We start from the raw sequence: 17,028 nt of genomic DNA on the forward strand, positions 1-17,028 counted from the left end.
GAAATGGTGGCGGGATGGGCTGGATGTCCCAGCCTGCCCCAATGCGACTGTTATTGCCTAAAGCACAGAAATGCGCTCAAGACTCGAATACCCATCGCCCGCGCACCATTCCTTTCAATTCATCAATGCTAAGTGTCATATCCCGCTTGCGGTGGACGACTGCGTGACAGTTGGCGCACAACGTTACGAGATCAGTCTCGGGATCCACAGCTTTCTCGCCGCCGGACTCCGAAATCGGTACTACATGGTGAACGTGAATGAAGCCCTTTGCGTGTTCACCATAGGCCTGTTCGAAATCAAATCCACATCCTTTGCAGTCAAGACCGTGGATAGCGATGGCCTGCATCCTCAGATCTTTTCTTCGCTCGTAGCGAGTTCCAAAGTAGCTAAATTTGCTGCCTTCATTGGCCGATTCGAGAGTGAACAGATCGCCTTCCACATTCGGCCCATTCGCTTCTGCTTGCAAAGGCTGGAGCTTGGCATGGCTTAAAATGGCATCGAAATCAGCTTGGGATATGGGCCGAACTCCGTCACGCCAATAGTTTTTTAATCGGTTGGCAGGGATGGTCTCCAGGTACACCCCATCAATTTTCGAAGGGACAGCACCTTCAAACTGCGCGAAGTTTTCGATCAGCGCGTAAAGGTCACCCTTAGCACTACCAGGATCCGCGTATACCTTACCGATGCGCGCCGTACCAAAATAATGCGGGCCATCGCTCAGCCGTACAGGGGAAAACGCTTTATCTTTTATGCGTCCCTTGTAGTAGATGACATCGGTGCCCGGAACGAGTAAAGCTTGGTAGCGTTTGGGGAAGTGGTAAACGGCGCCGGTCTTGTCTTCCCATTGCGACGTGTCATTTTCCACTATGACGACGGACATTACGTTTTCCTCTCGATTGATGGCAAAAGCCTATCAAAAAAGAAGAAATTTCCTACGAGATTTGTAAGAAATGGACCGCCACATTGGGCGTTGGTTTAGCCAGTAGGGATGAAGGTCAGAGAGGACAATGCCCTTCTTGTATACATGGCACTGCAGAGTGTTGGCTTACAATGCGTCGTTGATCTCTGCCACCTACGGTGCGCTTACGCAGAGCAACGTCGTCGGACGGCGGTTCAAATCCCCCGGCTCACGAGAGAGACCGCAGAGCTACAAGCCCCATAGGCCATATGGCTGCATACCTGGGAACTGAGCACAAGCCAGTGATGCATGCTCACCAACCCACAGTTTCTACCGCACAAACAAAAAAGCCACCCGAAGGTGGCTTAGTTGTTTAAATAATGGTCGGGACGGAGTGATTCGAACACTCGACCCCTTGCACCCCATGCAAGTGCGCTACCGGGCTGCGCTACGCCCCGACTGGGCTTGAAGCATGTTCTCAATCTTGCCGAGAACGTTGAAGAATGTACCCTAACCTCCTGATAAATGAAACCTTTTTCTCAAAAAATTTTCCACTCATCAGAAACCAGCCTACTTCTTCAACACCACCAACACATCCTCCAACTCGACAATCATCTGCCGAATCAGCTGCTTGTACTGGCTCGATTCATCCTTCACCTCATCACTGGAGAGCCGCAACCGCGCCCCGCCAATGGTGAACCCCTGATCATACAGCAGCGCGCGGATCTGGCGAATCATCAGCACATCCTGCCGCTGATAATACCGCCGGTTCCCCCGCCGCTTCACAGGGTTGAGCTGAGGAAATTCCTGCTCCCAATACCGCAGCACGTGTGGCTTCACGGCACACAACTCGCTCACCTCACCAATGGTGAAGTAGCGTTTGCCCGGTATGGGGGGCAGTTCGTCGTTATGGCTTGGTTCCAGCATAGGCCTCAACCCGGGCCTTCAACTTCTGCCCTGGACGAAAGGTGACGACGCGCCGTGCGGTGATCGGGATCTCTTCCCCTGTCTTGGGGTTGCGGCCCGGCCGCTGGCGTTTGTCGCGAAGGTCGAAGTTGCCGAAACCGGACAACTTGACCTGCTCGTTCTCTTCAAGTGCGTGCCGAATTTCTTCAAAAAACAGCTCGACCAGCTCCTTGGCCTCACGCTTGTTAAGCCCCAGCTCCTCGTACAGCCTTTCGGCCATCTCAGCTTTCGTCAGAGCACCCATGCCGTTATTTCCTTAACGTGGTGTTCAACCTTTGTTCGAGCGAGGTGAGGATGTTTTGCAGGGTAGTGTTCACCTCATCGTCGTTAAGAGTGCGCGATGGATGCTGCCAGGTCAAGCCGACGGCGAGGCTTTTTCTATCAGGATCAATGCCTTTACCTTGGTAGACATCAAACAGCCTGAGGTCTGTGAGCCATTCGCCTGCATTGTCACGAATTACTTCAAGCACATCTTGAGAAGCTACATCACGTCCTGCAATCAAAGCCAGGTCGCGACGGGTTTCCGGGAACTTGGAGAGTTCGCTGAATTTCGGCAGGCGGCCTTCGACCACATCACCCAACACCAGCTCGAAGACGAACACCGGGCGGTCCAGGTCCAGGGCTTTGGCAAGCTCCGGGTGGAGGGCGCCGAGGTAGCCGACGTCCTTGCCGTCGCGCTGGATTACAGCGGTCTGGCCAGGGTGCAGGGCTGGGTGCTTGCCGGCGGCGAAGGTGAAGTCGCTCAGGGCGCCGCTGTAGCCCAGCAGGGCTTCCACGTCGGCCTTGACGTCGAAGAAGTCGATGGTGTCGCGACCGTTCGCCCAGCCTTCCGGCAGGCGGCTGCCGGTGACGACGCCGGCGATCATGGGCTGCTGCTGGAGGTTACCGAGCTGGCCGACGAAGCGCAGGCCACTTTCGAACAGGCGCACGCGGTCTTGCTGGCGGTTGAGGTTGTGCTGCAGCGCCTTGACCAGGCCCGGCCACAACGAGGCGCGCATGGCGGCCATGTCGTTGGAGATCGGGTTGGCCAGCAGCAGCGGCTCGACGCCTGGGCTGAACAGCTCGAACAGTTTCGGGTCGATGAAGCTGTAGGTGATGGCTTCCTGGTAGCCGCGGGCAACCAGCAGGCGGCGCAGGTTTGGCAGCTCGCCACGGGTTTCCGGGCGGGCTTGCGGCGCGAGGCGGGCTTGCGGGTAGCGCACTGGCAGGTTGTTGTAACCGTACAGGCGGGCCAGCTCTTCGATCAGGTCGACTTCCAGGCTGATGTCGAAGCGGTGGCTTGGGACGTTGACGGTCCACTGCCCTGCCCCGTTAGCCGTAGTCGCCAGGCCAAGGTTGTTGAGCAGCTGCTCGACCTGGGCCGGGTCCATCTGCATGCCGAGCATCTGGGTGATGCGTTCGGCGCGCAGGGTAACCGGGGCGACGTTCGGCAGGTGCTGTTCGCTGACGGCTTCGACCACCGGGCCGGCTTCGCCGCCGACGATGTCGAGGATCAGCTGGGTGGCGCGCTCGATGGCTTCGCGGGCCAGCTGCGAATCGACGCCGCGCTCGTAGCGGTGCGAGGCATCGGTGTGCAGGCCGTAGGAACGGGCCTTGCCAGCGACGGAGATCGGCTCGAAGAAGGCGCTTTCGAGGAACAGGTCGCGGGTTTTTTCGGTGTTCACACCGCTGTGTTCGCCACCCATGACGCCGGCGATGGCCAGGGCGCGGGTGTGGTCGGCGATGACCAGGGTGTCGGCACGCAGGGCCACTTCCTGGCCGTCGAGCAGGACGAGTTTCTCGCCTTCTTCAGCCATGCGCACGCGGATGCCGCCGTTGATTTCGGCGAGGTCGAAGGCGTGCATCGGCTGGCCGAGTTCGAGCATCACGTAGTTGGTGATGTCGACGGCGGCGTCGATGCTGCGCACGTCGCTGCGGCGCAGGCGCTCGACCATCCACAGCGGGGTCGGCTTGCTCAGGTCGACGTTGCGGATGACGCGGCCGAGGTAGCGTGGGCAGGCGGCCGGGGCGCTGACTTCGACCGGGCGCACTTCGTCATGGGCTGGGGCTACGGCTGGCACCGCCGGGCGGGTGACCGGCACGTCGTACAGGGCGCTGACGTCGCGGGCCAGGCCTGCGATGGACAGGCAGTCACCGCGGTTCGGGGTCAGGCCGATCTCGATGCTGGCGTCGTCCAAGCTCAGGTACTGGCGGATGTCTTCGCCCACCGGGGCGTCGGCAGCCAGTTCCAGCAGGCCGTCGTTTTCTTCGCTGATCTGCAGTTCGGCGGCCGAGCAGAGCATGCCGAACGACTCGACGCCGCGCAGCTTGGCCTTCTTGATCTTGAAGTCACCTGGCAGCTCGGCGCCGATCATGGCGAACGGGATCTTGATGCCTGGGCGGGCATTAGGCGCGCCGCACACGACCTGGAAGGTTTCCTGGCCATTGCTCACCTGGCACACGCGCAGCTTGTCGGCGTCCGGGTGTTGTTCGGTGGCGAGGATCTCGCCCACGACGATGCCGCTGAACTGGCCGGCAGCGGGGGTAACGCTGTCAACTTCGAGGCCGGCCATGGACAGGCGGGCGACCAGTTCGTCACGGGAGACTTGCGGGTTTACCCAACCGCGCAGCCACTGTTCACTGAATTTCATGCTGTTCTCCTGAAAGTTGCGTCGGGCATTGACTGAGTGACCTGTACGACCAACCCGCACGCCCAACTTCGGCACCAGGCTTCGCACCGCTGCGTTGCCACTCCTCGCCGTAGCTGGCTACGACTCGTCGTGGCGCCTTGCGGTGCAAAGCCTGGCGCACGAATTTGGGCGCGCGCCTTGGCCGCACAGCCCACTAACGGAATTGCGCGAGGAAGCGCAGGTCGTTGTCGAAGAACAGACGCAAATCGTTGACGCCATAGCGCAGCATGGCCAGGCGCTCGGCGCCCATGCCGAAGGCGAAGCCCTGGAACTCTTCCGGGTCGATGCCAGACATGCGCAGCACGTTCGGGTGCACCATGCCGCAACCCATGACTTCCAGCCAGCCGGTTTGCTTGCACACGCGGCAGCCCTTGCCGGAACACATCACGCACTGGATGTCGACTTCGGCGGACGGCTCGGTGAACGGGAAGAACGACGGGCGGAAGCGCACGGCCAGTTCTTTCTCGAAGAACACCCGCAGGAATTCTTCGATGGTGCCCTTGAGGTCAGCGAAGTTGATGCCGCGGTCGATCAGCAGGCCTTCGACCTGGTGGAACATCGGCGAGTGGGTGATATCCGAGTCGCAGCGGTACACGCGGCCCGGGCAAACAATGCGGATTGGCGGCTGGGTGGACTCCATGGTCCGCACCTGCACCGGCGAGGTGTGGGTGCGCAGCAGCATGTTGGCATTGAAGTAGAAGGTGTCGTGCATCGCCCGGGCCGGGTGGTGGCCAGGGATGTTGAGCGCTTCGAAGTTGTGGTAGTCGTCTTCGACCTCAGGGCCTTCGGCGATGCCGTAGCCGATGTGGGTGAAGAACTGCTCGATGCGCTCGAGAGTACGGGTGATCGGGTGCAGCCCGCCGGTGGTCTGGCCACGGCCTGGCAGGGTCACGTCGATGCATTCGGCGGCCAGGCGAGCGCTGAGCTCGGCCTCTTCGAAGGCAGCCTTGCGTGCGTTGAGCACGACGGTGACGCGCTCTTTGGCGTCGTTGATCAGGGCGCCGACTTTCGGGCGCTCATCGGCTGGCAGGTTGCCCAGGGTCTTCATCACCTGGGTCAGTTCGCCCTTCTTGCCGAGGTACTGAACCCGGATCTGTTCCAGGGTAGTGATGTCTTCAGCGCGCTCGACGGCCTCTAGGGCTTGGGAGACCAGCGCATCCAGGTTTTCCATGTACAGACTCCAGATACGAAAATAGGGGAAGAGCTTTGAAGGCTCTTCCCCTATCGATGACGTTCAATGCCCGGCAGCGCACGCGCCGCCGGGTGATTGTCGCGGGTACTTAAGCCAGAACGGCTTTAGCTTTCTCGACAATCGCAGCAAACGCCGCTTTTTCGTTCACTGCCAGATCGGCCAGAACCTTACGGTCGATTTCGATCGAAGCCTTTTTCAGGCCAGCAATCAGACGGCTGTAGGACAGACCGTTGGTGCGGGCACCGGCGTTGATACGAGCGATCCACAGTGCGCGGAACTGACGCTTCTTCTGGCGACGGTCGCGGTAGGCGTATTGGCCTGCCTTGATGACCGCTTGCTTGGCAACACGGAATACGCGCGAACGTGCACCGTAGTAACCTTTAGCCAGTTTCAGAATTTTTTTGTGACGCTTACGAGCGATAACGCCGCGCTTAACACGAGCCATGAGTAACTTCCTCTATCTTAACCAGAATTAACGAACGCGCAGCATGCGCTCGACTTTTGCCACGTCGGACGGGTGCAGCAAGCTGGCACCGCGCAGTTGACGCTTACGCTTGGTCGACATTTTGGTCAGGATGTGGCTCTTGAAAGCGTGCTTGTGCTTGAAGCCCGAAGCTGTCTTCAGGAAGCGCTTCGCAGCACCGCTCTTGGTTTTCATTTTTGGCATGTTGAACTCCGCATTCGATAAAAATTACACAATAATCATCAGGCCTGCCGTGCCCGGGAGATTACTTCTTTTTCTTGGGGGCGATGACCATCATAAGCTGGCGTCCTTCCATCTTCGGATGCTGCTCAACGGTGCCGTATTCGGCGAGGTCAGCTTCAACCCGCTTCAACAGCTCCATGCCCAGCTCCTGGTGGGCCATCTCACGACCACGGAATCTCAGAGAGATCTTGGCCTTGTCCCCATCGGTAAGGAAACGTACCAGGTTGCGTAGTTTTACCTGGTAATCCCCATCCTCCGTCCCTGGACGAAACTTGATTTCTTTAATCTGAATCTGCTTCTGGTTTTTCTTGGCTTCGTTAGCCTGCTTCTTCTTCTCGAAGAGGTGCTTGCCGTAGTCCATGACCTTGCAGACAGGCGGTACCGCGTCTGCAGAGATTTCTACCAGATCCAGCTTCGCTTCATCAGCGATACGAAGCGCTTCATCAATCGAGACGATGCCAACCTGCTCGCCATCAGCGCCAATTAACCGAACCTCGCGGGCCGAGATATTCTCGTTGATCGGGGCCTTCGGTACAGCACGCTTATCGTTTCTCATTTCACGCTTAATAGTCATTACTCCGTTTCTTGGCGACCACGCCGGGAAACCGCTTGTGTCAGGAGCTCAGCGAACTGGGCGACGGGCATGGAGCCCAGGTCTGCGCCTTCGCGAGTACGCACAGCGACGGTTCGTGTTTCGACTTCTCGATCCCCTATAACCAAAAGGTACGGGACCTTGAGCAAAGTATGCTCGCGGATTTTAAAGCCGATCTTCTCATTTCTCAAGTCCGACTTGGCACGGAAACCGCTACCGTTCAGAGCATTTTCCACCTCGAGGGCGAAATCGGCCTGTTTGTCGGTGATGTTCATGATCACCGCCTGAGTCGGTGCCAGCCACGCTGGGAACACGCCGGCGTAGTGCTCGATCAGCATGCCGATGAAGCGCTCGAACGAACCGAGGATTGCACGGTGCAGCATGACCGGGCGAACACGGCTGTTATCTTCGGCGATATAGCTGGCATCCAGGCGCTCTGGCAGGTTCGGGTCGTACTGCAGGGTACCACACTGCCAGTTACGGCCGAGGCAGTCGCGCAGGGTGAACTCGATCTTCGGACCATAGAACGCGCCCTCGCCCGGCTGGTATTCCCACTCCAGGCCCGACTCGTTCAGGGCGTCGGCCAGTGCGCCTTCGGCACGGTCCCACAGCTCTTCGGAGCCCACACGCTTGGCTGGGCGGGTCGACAGCTTCATGGCGATGTCGGTGAAGCCGAAGTCCTTGTACACATCCAGGGTCAGCTTGATGAAGTCGGCGGCTTCTTTCTTCACCTGTTCTTCGGTGCAGAAGATGTGCGCGTCGTCCTGCACGAAGCCACGCACGCGCATGATGCCGTGCAGGGCGCCGGATGGCTCGTTACGGTGGCAAGCACCGAACTCGGCCAGGCGCAGTGGCAGGTCGCGGTAGCTCTTCAGGCCCTGGTTGAACACCTGCACGTGGCATGGGCAGTTCATCGGCTTGACCGCGTAGTCACGGCTTTCCGACGAAGTGGTGAACATGTTTTCGGCGTAGTTCGACCAGTGGCCGGAACGCTCCCAGAGGATGCGGTCGACAACCTGCGGGGTCTTGATTTCCTGGTAGCCGTTGACGCGCTGAACCTGGCGCATGTACTGCTCGAGCACCTGGTACACGGTCCAGCCGTTGGCGTGCCAGAACACCATGCCCGGGGCTTCTTCCTGCAGGTGGAAGAGGTCGAGCTGCTTGCCGATCTTGCGGTGGTCGCGTTTTTCGGCTTCTTCGATGCGCTGGATGTAGGCGGCCAGCTGCTTCTTGTCGGCCCAGGCGGTGCCGTACACGCGTTGTAGCTGCTCGTTCTTGGCATCGCCGCGCCAGTAGGCACCGGACAGCTTGGTCAGCTTGAATGCCTTGAGGAAACGCGTGTTCGGCACGTGCGGGCCACGGCACATGTCGACGTATTCTTCGTGGTAGTACAGGCCCATGGCCTGCTCGTCCGGCATGTCTTCGACCAGGCGCAGCTTGTAGTCTTCGCCACGGGCCTTGAACACGTCGATGACTTCGGCGCGCGGGGTGACCTTCTTGACCACGTCGTAGTCTTTTTCGATCAGCTCCATCATGCGCTTTTCGATGGCGGCCATGTCTTCTGGGGTGAAGGGGCGCTCGTAGGCGATGTCGTAATAGAAGCCTTCGTCGATCACCGGGCCGATCACCATCTTGGCGGTCGGGTACAGCTGCTTCACCGCGTGGCCGACCAGGTGGGCACACGAGTGACGAATGATCTCCAGTCCCTCTGCATCTTTAGGGGTGATGATCTGCAGGGTGGCGTCGTTGTGGATCAGGTCGCAAGCATCAACCAGCTTGCCGTCGACCTTGCCGGCCACGGTGGCCTTGGCCAGGCCTGCGCCGATGGAAGCGGCGACGTCGGCGACGGATACGGCGTGATCAAACGAACGTTGACTGCCATCGGGAAGAGTAATAACGGGCATGGCGCCTCCTCTCCTAGTGGTGACCCCTACCAAAGGTCACGTGGGTTGGGATGAGCCAGTACAAGATCCGACCTGCCTTCCCTTCAGGGAAGCCTGCCTCACAGTGGCAGAAGCCTTTCGGCTTGCCAGGGACGAACCAGAGTGACTGGAAATAAAAAAGATCGCTGCAAGCTGAACATTGTCAGCTGCAAGCCGGGCATGCTAGCACGCGGGTTACGCGCCACGCAGAAATATTTGGAAATTACGCCGCCTCGGTGAACTATCGCGGAAAAATTCCTATCAGACCTTGGGAAGCAACCTACGCTTGTTGAGACCTTAACCCAAGGAGTAACTGGTTATGCGAGTACCGTCTCTACTGGCCCTGGCGGCCGCTGGCGCACTGCTGCTGCCCGTGGCTGCCAATGCTGGCAACTTCCCTGCCGGGAAGGAGGGCCACTACATGACCCAGTGCCAACAGGTGGCCAGCGGCAAGGGCCTTGATGCCGCGACCGCGAAAAAGCACTGCGAATGTGGTGCCCAGGCCATCAAAAAGAATTTTACCGATAAGGAGATCGCTGAGCTGGACAGCACCGACGGCGTGGATGCCAACCTGATGAAGAAGGCACAGATGACCGTACAGGCTGCCTGCAAGCCAAAATGAGCCGTGCGCAGGGTTTGATTCACGCATTATTTGGCCTGGATCAATATCCTGCGAAGGTAAAAGGCGCTAGATGCGCAGAATTAGACTATGATGTTGCCCGTGCTCCGTAGCCTCGGCCACATTGCACCACTGAAAAAACTAAATGTTCTGGAGATTCACCTCATGTCCAATCGCCAACAAGGCACCGTCAAATGGTTCAATGATGAGAAAGGCTACGGCTTCATCACCCCAGCAGGCGGCGGCGACGACCTGTTCGTACACTTCAAAGCCATCGAATCCGACGGCTTCAAGAGCCTGAAAGAAGGCCAGACTGTTTCCTTCGTCGCCGAGCGCGGCCAGAAGGGCATGCAGGCTGCGCAGGTTCGTCCGGAGTAATTCGGGCAGCTGTAAAAAAACCCGCCCTTGTGGCGGGTTTTTTTATGGGCGCTTGCCATGGGCGCTTGCCTGGCTCACACACTTGCTTTTGTAGGAGCGGCCTTGCGTCGCGAAAGGGGTGCGAAGCGCCCCCAAGGTCTCAGCTTCGAATCAGAAACTGCCGGGGCCGCTTTGCGGCCCTTTCGCGACGCAAGGCCGCTCCTACAAGGGACCGCGTTGCTGCTGGATCAACCGCAGTTGACGCGAGTCACCACACCCTGCTCGTCCACATTCAGGTTCAGGCGCTCGGAGCGGTACTCCAGGGTTACCACGTCGTGCGGCTTGAGAATCCGCGCCATCTGTGAACCACTGGCCTTGCGCGCCTGCTCCAGCAGGTCGGCGCTGCCCGGCTTGCCGATGGCGAAGTCGGCACCGCTGGCCTCGCAGCGGCCATCATTGCCCGCCGACGCCTCAGGCGCCTTGCCACCCCCTGAGTTACCGCCAGTGCTGCAACCAGCCAGGACAGCAGCCACCGCCAGGGTTGCCAGGAAAGCACGGGTACGGAACATGAATCCTCCTAAAATCGATCTGGGAACTGCCTGATCCGACAGCTCCACCAGTAATTCGTTGCAAAACCGCGCAAGTCTGCCTGAACTCACCACACCGGGGCCAAAGGCAATCGTGACCGAATTTTACCACTCAGCCGACGAGCCGCTTGGTTTGCGCCGCAAAGTCATGATTTACTTTAGGAAGTGAAGGCACAGTGCCTTCTTCGAACGCCAGGATCCGGTGTTCGCCCCTCTACTCCGGGTCCCCAGCGAGAGCCTTCCATGAGCAGCCACAGCATCGACGCCGATATCAAGGTCAAATGGGCCGAGGGCCAGAGCGCCTACAGCCCCAGCACGCCCGAAGAGTTGCTGTTGATCGCCATCGACCTGCTGGTGCGCGACCGCGGCGGCGAAGCGGCGCGCAGTTTCATCGACCAGGTATTTGAGCGCTATGCGCCCCACGCGGCTATTGCAATAGAGCCAGGCGCGCGCTGAGCAGGTCGAAAAAGCCTTGGGCGTCACCCTCGTTTACCCACAGCACATTGGCCGGTTGCTTGAGCACGCCGTACCAGTCGGCGACGGTCTGACCGAAAGTCGGGCCTTCGCGGCTGTCGACGCTCATGTGAATGCGCCGCCCGCTGAACAGCTCGGGCTTTAGCAGATAAGCGATGATGCTGGCGTCATGCACCGGCCCACCGGGCATGCCATACAGGTCCATGTCGTGCTTGATGTAAGCCTGCAGAATATCGACAACCTGCTTGCTGGCGTGGTTGTTCACGGCGGCCAGCTGCTTGAGCCGGGCGTCACTGGTAAGGATCTTGTGGGTAACGTCCAGCGGCAGGTAGGTGAGTTGCACGCCGCTGGCCAACACCACTTCGGCGGCGTGCGGGTCGGCGTAGAGGTTGAACTCCGCCACTGGGGTGATGTTGCCGCCGTTGAAGTGGGCACCGCCCATGATCACCACTTCCTTGATGCCCTGGGCGATTTGCGGACGCTGGATCAGCGCCAGGGCCAGGTTGGTCTGCGGGCCGAGCATGGCGATGGTGATGCTGTGGGGCTTGGCGCTCCCCAAGGTATCGACCAGGTATTGCACGGCATTGCCTTCGGCCAGGGGCTTTTTCGGTTCATGCACCGCGACGCCGGTCAGGCCTTCTTCACCGTGGACATCAGCGGCGTAGATAGGCGCGCGCACCAGTGGCCGCCCTGCCCCGGCGTATACCGGGATATCTTCACGGCCAGCCCACTCACGGGCCAGGCGGGCGTTGCGCGAGGTCTTTTCCAGGCGCACGTTGCCGGCGACGGTGGTGATGGCGCGAATGTTGAGTGCTTCGGGTGAGGCCATGGCCAGGAACAGTGCGACCACATCGTCGGCGCCGGGGTCGGTGTCGATGATCAGGTCACGTGGGGCGGCCTGGAGGTTGGTGGTAGCGGCTGCGGCCATGAGGGTGAGTCCTTGTAGCAGGGGTTTGAGCATGGGGCACTCCTGTTGCCATGAGATGGAATGCGATCACTGTAGGCGCGGCCTCGTGTCGCGAAAGCGCCGCAAGGCGGCCCCGGCAATTCCTGCGGCGAAGCTGAGACCTTGGGGGCGCTTCGCACCCCTTTCGCGACACGAGGCCGCTCCTACAAAAGCGCTTTGTGTTTCGCTTGTTAGAAGGTGACGCCGGATATCAGGGCGATGTTGCTGTAGGGCTGGCACTCGCCGGTGCGCACGATCGCCCGGGCACTGCGCGACAGCACCTTGAAATCCTCATGGCTCAGCCATTCACGCTTGCCCAGCTTGCCCTTCAGGCGCTCGATTTCGACCAGCGCCGGCGGCACCACCTTTTGCATCTCTTCGGCCAGCACATGCCGCTCCACCTGCAGCTCGCTCAACACCGCGCGCAGCACGCTGGCAAAATCCGGTACGCCCGCCGTCAGCGCCAGGTCGATCAGCTCGACACCCGGGGGCACCGGCAAGCCGGCATCGCCGATCACCAGGATGTCCCCATGCCCCATCCCGGCGATGGTCCGCGACAGCGCAACGTTGAGCAGCGTGGTCTTTTTCATGGCGTCAGCTCCGCCAGATAAGGAATCGACGGCTGGGCGCCGGCACGGGTGACGGACAACGCCGCAGCACGCTGGCCGAACGCAATGGCCTCGCCCTCTCCCTTGCCCTGCACCAGCGCCGCAGCAAAACCGCCGATGAAGGTGTCGCCCGCCGCCGTGGTATCCAACGGCTGCACCTGCGGCGCCGGGAAATGTTGGCTACCGTCACGGCTGACGAACAAGGCGCCTTGCGCCCCCAGGGTGACGATCACCTTGCCGGCACCCAGTTGCAGCAAACGCTCGCCCGCGCGGCGGGCACTCTCCAGGTCGTTGACCGGCGTCCCGGTCAGTGCCTCGGCCTCGCTCTCATTGGGGGTGAGGTAGTCGACATGGGCAAACCAGCTAGCCGGCAGCGGTCCAGTGGCCGGCGCCGGGTTCAGGATCACCCGCTTGCCCAGCTCATGCCCTCTGGCAAGGGTCCAGGCAACAGTCTCGGCCGGTACTTCGAGCTGGCAGATGATCACCTCGGCCGCCTGCAGCAACGCATCGAAGCGCTGCACCGACTCGGGCGTCAGCAACCCGTTACCGCCAGGAATGATGACGATGCAGTTCTGGCTGGCAGCGTCCACGGTAATCAGCGCCACGCCACTGGACACACCCGGGCACACGCTGACCGCCTGGCAATCGATGCCTTCCACTTCCAGCGCCTGGCGCAACTGCTGACCGTAGGCGTCATCGCCGACATTACCCACCATTGCCACACGGCCACCCAGGCGTGCCACTGCCACCGCCTGGTTGGCACCCTTGCCGCCCGGCACGGTGAAAAAACACTCCCCAGCCAGTGTTTCACCGGGCCGCGGCAGCCGCTGGGCGCGGGCCACCAGGTCCATGTTGAGGCTCCCGACCACCACTACCTTGGCATTCATGGCGCAAATTCCTTAGCGGTAATCATTGAACAGGTCCGGGCGCGGCCCGGTGGATTCGCGCAGCACAATGCGCGGGGCGACGATGCGCTGCTCGGCGGCATCGCACCGCGGCGTGGCGATACGGGACAGCAGCAAGGCAGCAGCGCTCTCGCCAAGCTCGCGAATCGATTGGCCGACCGTGGTCAGCGGCGGGTACACATAGCGGCTCAGCTCGATGTCGTCGAAGCCGATCACCGACAGTTCGCCCGGTACGCTGATGTTTCGCTCGGCAGCGGCGCGCAACACACCGAAACCGATCATGTCGTTGCCGGCGAAGATCGCCGTCGGGCGCTTGCCATCGAGCAGCTGCACGGCGGCGGCATGGCCGCCCGGGCTGGTGAAGTCGCAATGCAACACCCTGCCTGCCAGCACCTCAACCTCAGCTTCAGCCATGGCCTGGTGGAAGCCGCGCAGGCGCAACTGCGTGACACCCGTCTCGGCGGGGCCGCCGATATAGGCGATGTCGCGATGGCCCAGCTCCAGCAGATGGCGGGTCGCCAGGTAGGCACCGTGCTCATGGTCGATGCGCACAAGGTCGGCATCGACACCCTCCAGCTCGCGGTCGACGATGACCATCGGCGTGCGCACGCCGGCCAGGCTCTGCAGCAGGTCGGCGTCCTCGCCCACCGACGCCACCACCAGGCCGTCGATGCGCTTTTCCAGCAGCACGCGCAGGTAGCTGCGCTGCTTTTGCGGGTTATCGTCTGAGTTACAAAGGATCACGCAATAGCCGTTGCGCTCACAGGCATCCTCGATGCCTCGGGCCAGTTCGGCGAAGTACGGGTTGATGCTGTTGGGTACCAGCAGGCCGATGGTGGCCGTGCTGCGCGCCTTCAGCGAGCGCGCCACGGCGCTGGGCACGTAGTCGAGCTCAAGGATGGCCGCCTCGACCTTGAGCCGTACCTGCTCGCTGACCGGGCGGGTCTTGTTCAGTACATGTGACACCGTGGTGTAGGAGATGCCCGCACGGGCCGCGACGTCTTTGATGGTTGCCATGATGTCAGTTCCGCCGGCCTGCACGCCGGCTTCGATAAGTGTCGAGCACCACGGCGATGACGATCACCGCCCCGGTGATGATGCGTTTGGTAGGTTCCGACGCGCCGATCTGCGCCAGCCCTGCGGCCAGCACGGAGATGATCAGCACACCGAACAAGGTACTGATGACCGAGCCGCGCCCGCCCATCAGGCTGGTGCCGCCGATCACCACGGCGGCGATCACCTGCAGCTCGAGGCCGGAGCCGGCGTTAGGGTCGGCAGCTTCCAGGCGCGAAATCTGAAACAGCGCAGCCAACCCGGCGAGCAGCCCCATCAGGGCAAACACCAGCACCTTGTACGGGCGCGGGTCGATACCGGCCAGGCGCACGGCCTCTTCGTTGGTGCCGATGCCGATCAGGTAACGGCCGAACACGGTGCGGGTCAGCACCAGCTGGGCCACCACGATCACCAGCAAGGCGATGATGAAAGCCGGCGAGATGCCGAATGCCACGGGGTTGGAAAACCAGGCGTAGGCGTCGCCGATATAGGCAGTACGCGAGTCGGTGAACTGATAGGCCAGGCCGCGAGCCATCTCCAGCACACCGAGTGAGACGATGAACGAAGGGATGCGCCAGGCCACTGTCACGCCGCCGGTGATACTGCCGGCCAGGGCGGCGACGGCCATGCCGAGCAAGGCTGCGGGCAGCACGCCCCAGCCCCAGCCGAGGATCGCCACACTGACCGTGGATGCCGCCAGGGCCAGCACCGAACCGACCGACAGGTCGATGCCGCCGATGATCAGCACGAAGGTCATGCCCACGGCCAGCACCATCAGGTCTGGGATCTGGTTGGCCAAGGTACTGAAGGTGGCGTACGACCAGAAGTGGCTGCTCAGGAACGAGAACAGCACAATCATCGCCAGCAATGCACCGGCCAGGCCCAGGTAGGTGCCCAGGCCGTAGTAGCTACCGCTGCGGCGCACGGGCGCGCCGCTCGGGGTGTCGAGGGGTGTGGTCTTCATGCATCCATCCTGGGCGCTGCTTCGTGCAGCAAGGCATCACGTTTTTGATAGCCGGCGAAGGCGGCAGCCAGGAGCTGGTCCTGGCTCCAGTGTTCACGGTCGAAGGTATCGATCAGGCGACCGGCAGAGAGGACGGCGATGCGGTCGCAGATCAGCATCAGCTCGCGCAGGTCGCTGGACACCACCACCAGGGCCTTGCCCTGGCGCGCCAGTTCAGCCAGCAGGCCATAGATGTCGAATTTGGCGCCGACGTCGATGCCACGGGTAGGCTCGTCGAACAGCAGCACCTGGCAGTCGCGTTCCAGCCACCGACCGATCACCACCTTCTGCTGGTTGCCGCCAGACAGCTCGCCAACCACCTGTGCCGGGCTGGCACTGCGGATGCGCATGGCGCTGATCTGGCGTTCGGCCAGGGCCCTTTCCGCGTCGCTGTCGAGTACGCCAGCACGCGACACTGCAGGCAGATTACCGAGGGCGATGTTGGCGCTGATCGATTGCGTCAGCAGCAGGCCCTCGCCCTTGCGGTCTTCGGTGATCAGGGCAATACCGGCCTTTACGGCAGCCTTGGGCGAATCGATGGACACCGCTTTGAGTGGCTGGCCGATCTCGATGCTGCCGCTGTCGGCCCGGTCGGCACCGTAGATCAGCCGCAGCAGCTCGGTGCGCCCGGCGCCGATCAGCCCAGAGACGCCGAAGATCTCCCCTGCCCTGACCTGCAGCGACACATCACGCACCTTGTCGCCGCGGCACAGTTTGTCGACCTTGAGCAACGGCGCGCCAATGCTGCGCCGACCCAGGTCGATATGTTCGCCCAGCTCGCGCCCGACCATCAGGTTGACCAGTTCGGCGCTGCTGTAACGCTGAATGGGTTCGTCGCACACCCGCTGGCCGTCGCGCAGCACGACAATGCGCTGGGCCACGCGCTGCAACTCCTCCAGGCGGTGGGAGATGTAGACGATGGCCACGCCGCGCTGGCGCAGGCGCTCAATCTGCGTGAACAGCAACTCCACTTCGCGGGCGGTGAGCATGGCCGTAGGTTCGTCGAAAATCAGCACATGGCAGTCGCCAATCAGGTTGCGGGCGATCTCGACCATCTGCTGATGGCCAATGCCCAGCTCGCCAACCGGGGTGTCTGGGTCGATGGCCTCCAGGCCGACCTGGGCCATGGCAGCCGTGGCCAGCTGGCGCAGGCGCTTCTGGCTGATCCAGCCGAAGCGGCTGGGCAGGTTGTCGAGGAACAGGTTTTCCGCCACGGTCAGGGTCGGCAGCAAGTTGAGCTCCTGCATGACCATGCGCACGCCGAGGCGCTCGGCCTCGCTGCGGCTGGTGGGCGCGTAAGCCTGGCCGCGGTAGGTCATGTGCCCGGTGGTGGGCGTTTCCAGGCCACAAATGAGCTTGGACAGGGTGCTCTTGCCCGCGCCGTTCTCGCCGGTCAGCGCCAGCACTTCACCGGCGCGCAGGGCCAGGCTGACCTCCGCCAGCACTGGCTGGGCGTAGCTTTTGCCCAGCGCGCTGGCGGCAAGCACCACTTCATTGGCCGAAGCAGACATGGCCACTTCTCCTGCTGGGG

The 17,028-nt window shown here is 61.5% G+C and carries 19 protein-coding genes and 1 tRNA gene; 3 read left to right on the top strand and 17 right to left on the bottom strand.

Features of this window, described 5'->3' with window-relative positions; all coding sequences use genetic code 11:
• Positions 1 to 76: 76 nt before the first annotated feature.
• From H040_RS06940 to thrS, 10 genes are all read right to left on the bottom strand, one after another.
• A complete protein-coding gene (locus tag H040_RS06940) occupies positions 77 to 880 on the bottom strand; it encodes an HNH endonuclease (protein ID WP_027920501.1) in 804 nt (267 codons plus the stop codon).
• Between the two features lie 399 nt (positions 881 to 1,279).
• Positions 1,280 to 1,356 (bottom strand) — tRNA-Pro (locus H040_RS06945).
• 112 nt (positions 1,357 to 1,468) lie between these two features.
• Entirely contained in the window at positions 1,469 to 1,825 is a 357-nt protein-coding gene (locus H040_RS06950; RefSeq protein WP_008100384.1) for a MerR family transcriptional regulator, read from the bottom strand.
• Positions 1,806 to 2,108 carry an integration host factor subunit alpha gene (ihfA, locus tag H040_RS06955; protein WP_003250679.1) on the bottom strand — a complete coding sequence of 101 codons (303 nt, stop codon included), beginning with the start codon at positions 2,106 to 2,108 and terminating at the stop codon, positions 1,806 to 1,808. The genes H040_RS06950 and ihfA overlap by 20 nt, the downstream gene beginning before the upstream one ends.
• A 4-nt stretch (positions 2,109 to 2,112) precedes the next feature.
• Positions 2,113 to 4,494: a phenylalanine--tRNA ligase subunit beta gene (gene pheT, locus H040_RS06960; RefSeq protein ID WP_027920502.1), complete on the bottom strand. Its 2,382-nt coding sequence runs from the start codon at positions 4,492 to 4,494 to the stop codon at positions 2,113 to 2,115.
• A gap of 193 nt (positions 4,495 to 4,687) precedes the next feature.
• Complete coding sequence (pheS, locus tag H040_RS06965; protein WP_027920503.1) at positions 4,688 to 5,704, bottom strand: phenylalanine--tRNA ligase subunit alpha; 1,017 nt, start codon at positions 5,702 to 5,704, stop codon at positions 4,688 to 4,690.
• A gap of 109 nt (positions 5,705 to 5,813) precedes the next feature.
• Positions 5,814 to 6,170, bottom strand: a complete 357-nt coding sequence (gene rplT, locus H040_RS06970) for a 50S ribosomal protein L20 (protein WP_003250671.1) — start codon at positions 6,168 to 6,170, stop codon at positions 5,814 to 5,816.
• Between the two features lie 27 nt (positions 6,171 to 6,197).
• The gene (gene rpmI / locus H040_RS06975) at positions 6,198 to 6,392 is read right to left on the bottom strand and encodes a 50S ribosomal protein L35 (protein WP_003250667.1); all 195 of its coding nucleotides are present in this window, start codon (positions 6,390 to 6,392) and stop codon (positions 6,198 to 6,200) included.
• Positions 6,393 to 6,453: 61 nt separating this feature from the next.
• Positions 6,454 to 7,005 carry a translation initiation factor IF-3 gene (gene infC, locus H040_RS06980; RefSeq protein ID WP_012052879.1) on the bottom strand — a complete coding sequence of 184 codons (552 nt, stop codon included), beginning with the start codon at positions 7,003 to 7,005 and terminating at the stop codon, positions 6,454 to 6,456.
• Positions 7,005 to 8,927 carry a threonine--tRNA ligase gene (gene thrS, locus H040_RS06985; protein WP_027920504.1) on the bottom strand — a complete coding sequence of 641 codons (1,923 nt, stop codon included), beginning with the start codon at positions 8,925 to 8,927 and terminating at the stop codon, positions 7,005 to 7,007. The genes infC and thrS overlap by 1 nt, the downstream gene beginning before the upstream one ends.
• A gap of 337 nt (positions 8,928 to 9,264) precedes the next feature.
• Between thrS and H040_RS06995 the strand changes: the two genes are divergently transcribed.
• Positions 9,265 to 9,567, top strand: coding sequence for a hypothetical protein (locus tag H040_RS06995; protein ID WP_027920505.1), 303 nt, complete (start codon positions 9,265 to 9,267; stop codon positions 9,565 to 9,567).
• A gap of 162 nt (positions 9,568 to 9,729) precedes the next feature.
• Positions 9,730 to 9,942: a cold-shock protein gene (locus H040_RS07000; protein WP_003250656.1), complete on the top strand. Its 213-nt coding sequence runs from the start codon at positions 9,730 to 9,732 to the stop codon at positions 9,940 to 9,942.
• Between the two features lie 227 nt (positions 9,943 to 10,169).
• Here the strand turns inward: H040_RS07000 and H040_RS07005 are convergent, their stop codons facing one another.
• Positions 10,170 to 10,490, bottom strand: coding sequence for an I78 family peptidase inhibitor (locus H040_RS07005; protein ID WP_027920506.1), 321 nt, complete (start codon positions 10,488 to 10,490; stop codon positions 10,170 to 10,172).
• Positions 10,491 to 10,751: 261 nt separating this feature from the next.
• On the opposite strand from H040_RS07005, the gene H040_RS07010 reads away from it, so the two are divergent.
• Entirely contained in the window at positions 10,752 to 10,964 is a 213-nt protein-coding gene (locus H040_RS07010; protein ID WP_027920507.1) for a hypothetical protein, read from the top strand.
• Here H040_RS07010 and H040_RS07015 read toward each other — a convergent pair.
• The 6 genes from H040_RS07015 to H040_RS07045 form a co-directional block, all read right to left on the bottom strand.
• Positions 10,936 to 11,943: a nucleoside hydrolase gene (locus tag H040_RS07015; RefSeq protein ID WP_027920508.1), complete on the bottom strand. Its 1,008-nt coding sequence runs from the start codon at positions 11,941 to 11,943 to the stop codon at positions 10,936 to 10,938. The two genes, H040_RS07010 and H040_RS07015, sit on opposite strands and share 29 nt — an antisense overlap.
• A gap of 176 nt (positions 11,944 to 12,119) precedes the next feature.
• Positions 12,120 to 12,518 carry a D-ribose pyranase gene (gene rbsD, locus H040_RS07025; protein WP_027920509.1) on the bottom strand — a complete coding sequence of 133 codons (399 nt, stop codon included), beginning with the start codon at positions 12,516 to 12,518 and terminating at the stop codon, positions 12,120 to 12,122.
• Complete coding sequence (rbsK, locus tag H040_RS07030) at positions 12,515 to 13,423, bottom strand: ribokinase (protein WP_027920510.1); 909 nt, start codon at positions 13,421 to 13,423, stop codon at positions 12,515 to 12,517. Before rbsK ends, rbsD begins: the two co-directional genes overlap by 4 nt.
• Before the next feature lie 12 nt (positions 13,424 to 13,435).
• Positions 13,436 to 14,458 carry a LacI family DNA-binding transcriptional regulator gene (locus tag H040_RS07035; RefSeq protein ID WP_027920511.1) on the bottom strand — a complete coding sequence of 341 codons (1,023 nt, stop codon included), beginning with the start codon at positions 14,456 to 14,458 and terminating at the stop codon, positions 13,436 to 13,438.
• A gap of 4 nt (positions 14,459 to 14,462) precedes the next feature.
• A complete protein-coding gene (locus H040_RS07040; protein WP_027920512.1) occupies positions 14,463 to 15,458 on the bottom strand; it encodes an ABC transporter permease in 996 nt (331 codons plus the stop codon).
• Entirely contained in the window at positions 15,455 to 17,008 is a 1,554-nt protein-coding gene (locus H040_RS07045; RefSeq protein WP_027920513.1) for a sugar ABC transporter ATP-binding protein, read from the bottom strand. Before H040_RS07045 ends, H040_RS07040 begins: the two co-directional genes overlap by 4 nt.
• Positions 17,009 to 17,028 lie beyond the last annotated feature (20 nt).

Source organism: Pseudomonas sp. URMO17WK12:I7 (assembly GCF_003269045.1).
Classification (GTDB): Bacteria; Pseudomonadota; Gammaproteobacteria; order Pseudomonadales; family Pseudomonadaceae; genus Aquipseudomonas; species Aquipseudomonas putida_J.

Bases quoted from the DNA above. Each gene is read 5' to 3' on its own strand.
- rplT (WP_003250671.1), bottom strand. From the start codon at position 6,170: ATGGCTCGTGTTAAGCGCGGCGTTATCGCTCGTAAGCGTCACAAAAAA.
- H040_RS07010 (WP_027920507.1), top strand. From the start codon at position 10,752: ATGAGCAGCCACAGCATCGACGCCGATATCAAGGTCAAATGGGCCGAG.
- rbsK (WP_027920510.1), bottom strand. From the start codon at position 13,423: ATGAATGCCAAGGTAGTGGTGGTCGGGAGCCTCAACATGGACCTGGTG.
- H040_RS07005 (WP_027920506.1), bottom strand. From the start codon at position 10,490: ATGTTCCGTACCCGTGCTTTCCTGGCAACCCTGGCGGTGGCTGCTGTC.
- H040_RS07000 (WP_003250656.1), top strand. From the start codon at position 9,730: ATGTCCAATCGCCAACAAGGCACCGTCAAATGGTTCAATGATGAGAAA.
- rbsD (WP_027920509.1), bottom strand. From the start codon at position 12,518: ATGAAAAAGACCACGCTGCTCAACGTTGCGCTGTCGCGGACCATCGCC.
- H040_RS06950 (WP_008100384.1), bottom strand. From the start codon at position 1,825: ATGCTGGAACCAAGCCATAACGACGAACTGCCCCCCATACCGGGCAAA.
- thrS (WP_027920504.1), bottom strand. From the start codon at position 8,927: ATGCCCGTTATTACTCTTCCCGATGGCAGTCAACGTTCGTTTGATCAC.
- H040_RS07045 (WP_027920513.1), bottom strand. From the start codon at position 17,008: ATGTCTGCTTCGGCCAATGAAGTGGTGCTTGCCGCCAGCGCGCTGGGC.
- H040_RS07040 (WP_027920512.1), bottom strand. From the start codon at position 15,458: ATGAAGACCACACCCCTCGACACCCCGAGCGGCGCGCCCGTGCGCCGC.
- pheT (WP_027920502.1), bottom strand. From the start codon at position 4,494: ATGAAATTCAGTGAACAGTGGCTGCGCGGTTGGGTAAACCCGCAAGTC.
- H040_RS06940 (WP_027920501.1), bottom strand. From the start codon at position 880: ATGTCCGTCGTCATAGTGGAAAATGACACGTCGCAATGGGAAGACAAG.
- H040_RS06995 (WP_027920505.1), top strand. From the start codon at position 9,265: ATGCGAGTACCGTCTCTACTGGCCCTGGCGGCCGCTGGCGCACTGCTG.
- rpmI (WP_003250667.1), bottom strand. From the start codon at position 6,392: ATGCCAAAAATGAAAACCAAGAGCGGTGCTGCGAAGCGCTTCCTGAAG.
- H040_RS07015 (WP_027920508.1), bottom strand. From the start codon at position 11,943: ATGCTCAAACCCCTGCTACAAGGACTCACCCTCATGGCCGCAGCCGCT.
- ihfA (WP_003250679.1), bottom strand. From the start codon at position 2,108: ATGGGTGCTCTGACGAAAGCTGAGATGGCCGAAAGGCTGTACGAGGAG.
- infC (WP_012052879.1), bottom strand. From the start codon at position 7,005: ATGACTATTAAGCGTGAAATGAGAAACGATAAGCGTGCTGTACCGAAG.
- pheS (WP_027920503.1), bottom strand. From the start codon at position 5,704: ATGGAAAACCTGGATGCGCTGGTCTCCCAAGCCCTAGAGGCCGTCGAG.
- H040_RS07035 (WP_027920511.1), bottom strand. From the start codon at position 14,458: ATGGCAACCATCAAAGACGTCGCGGCCCGTGCGGGCATCTCCTACACC.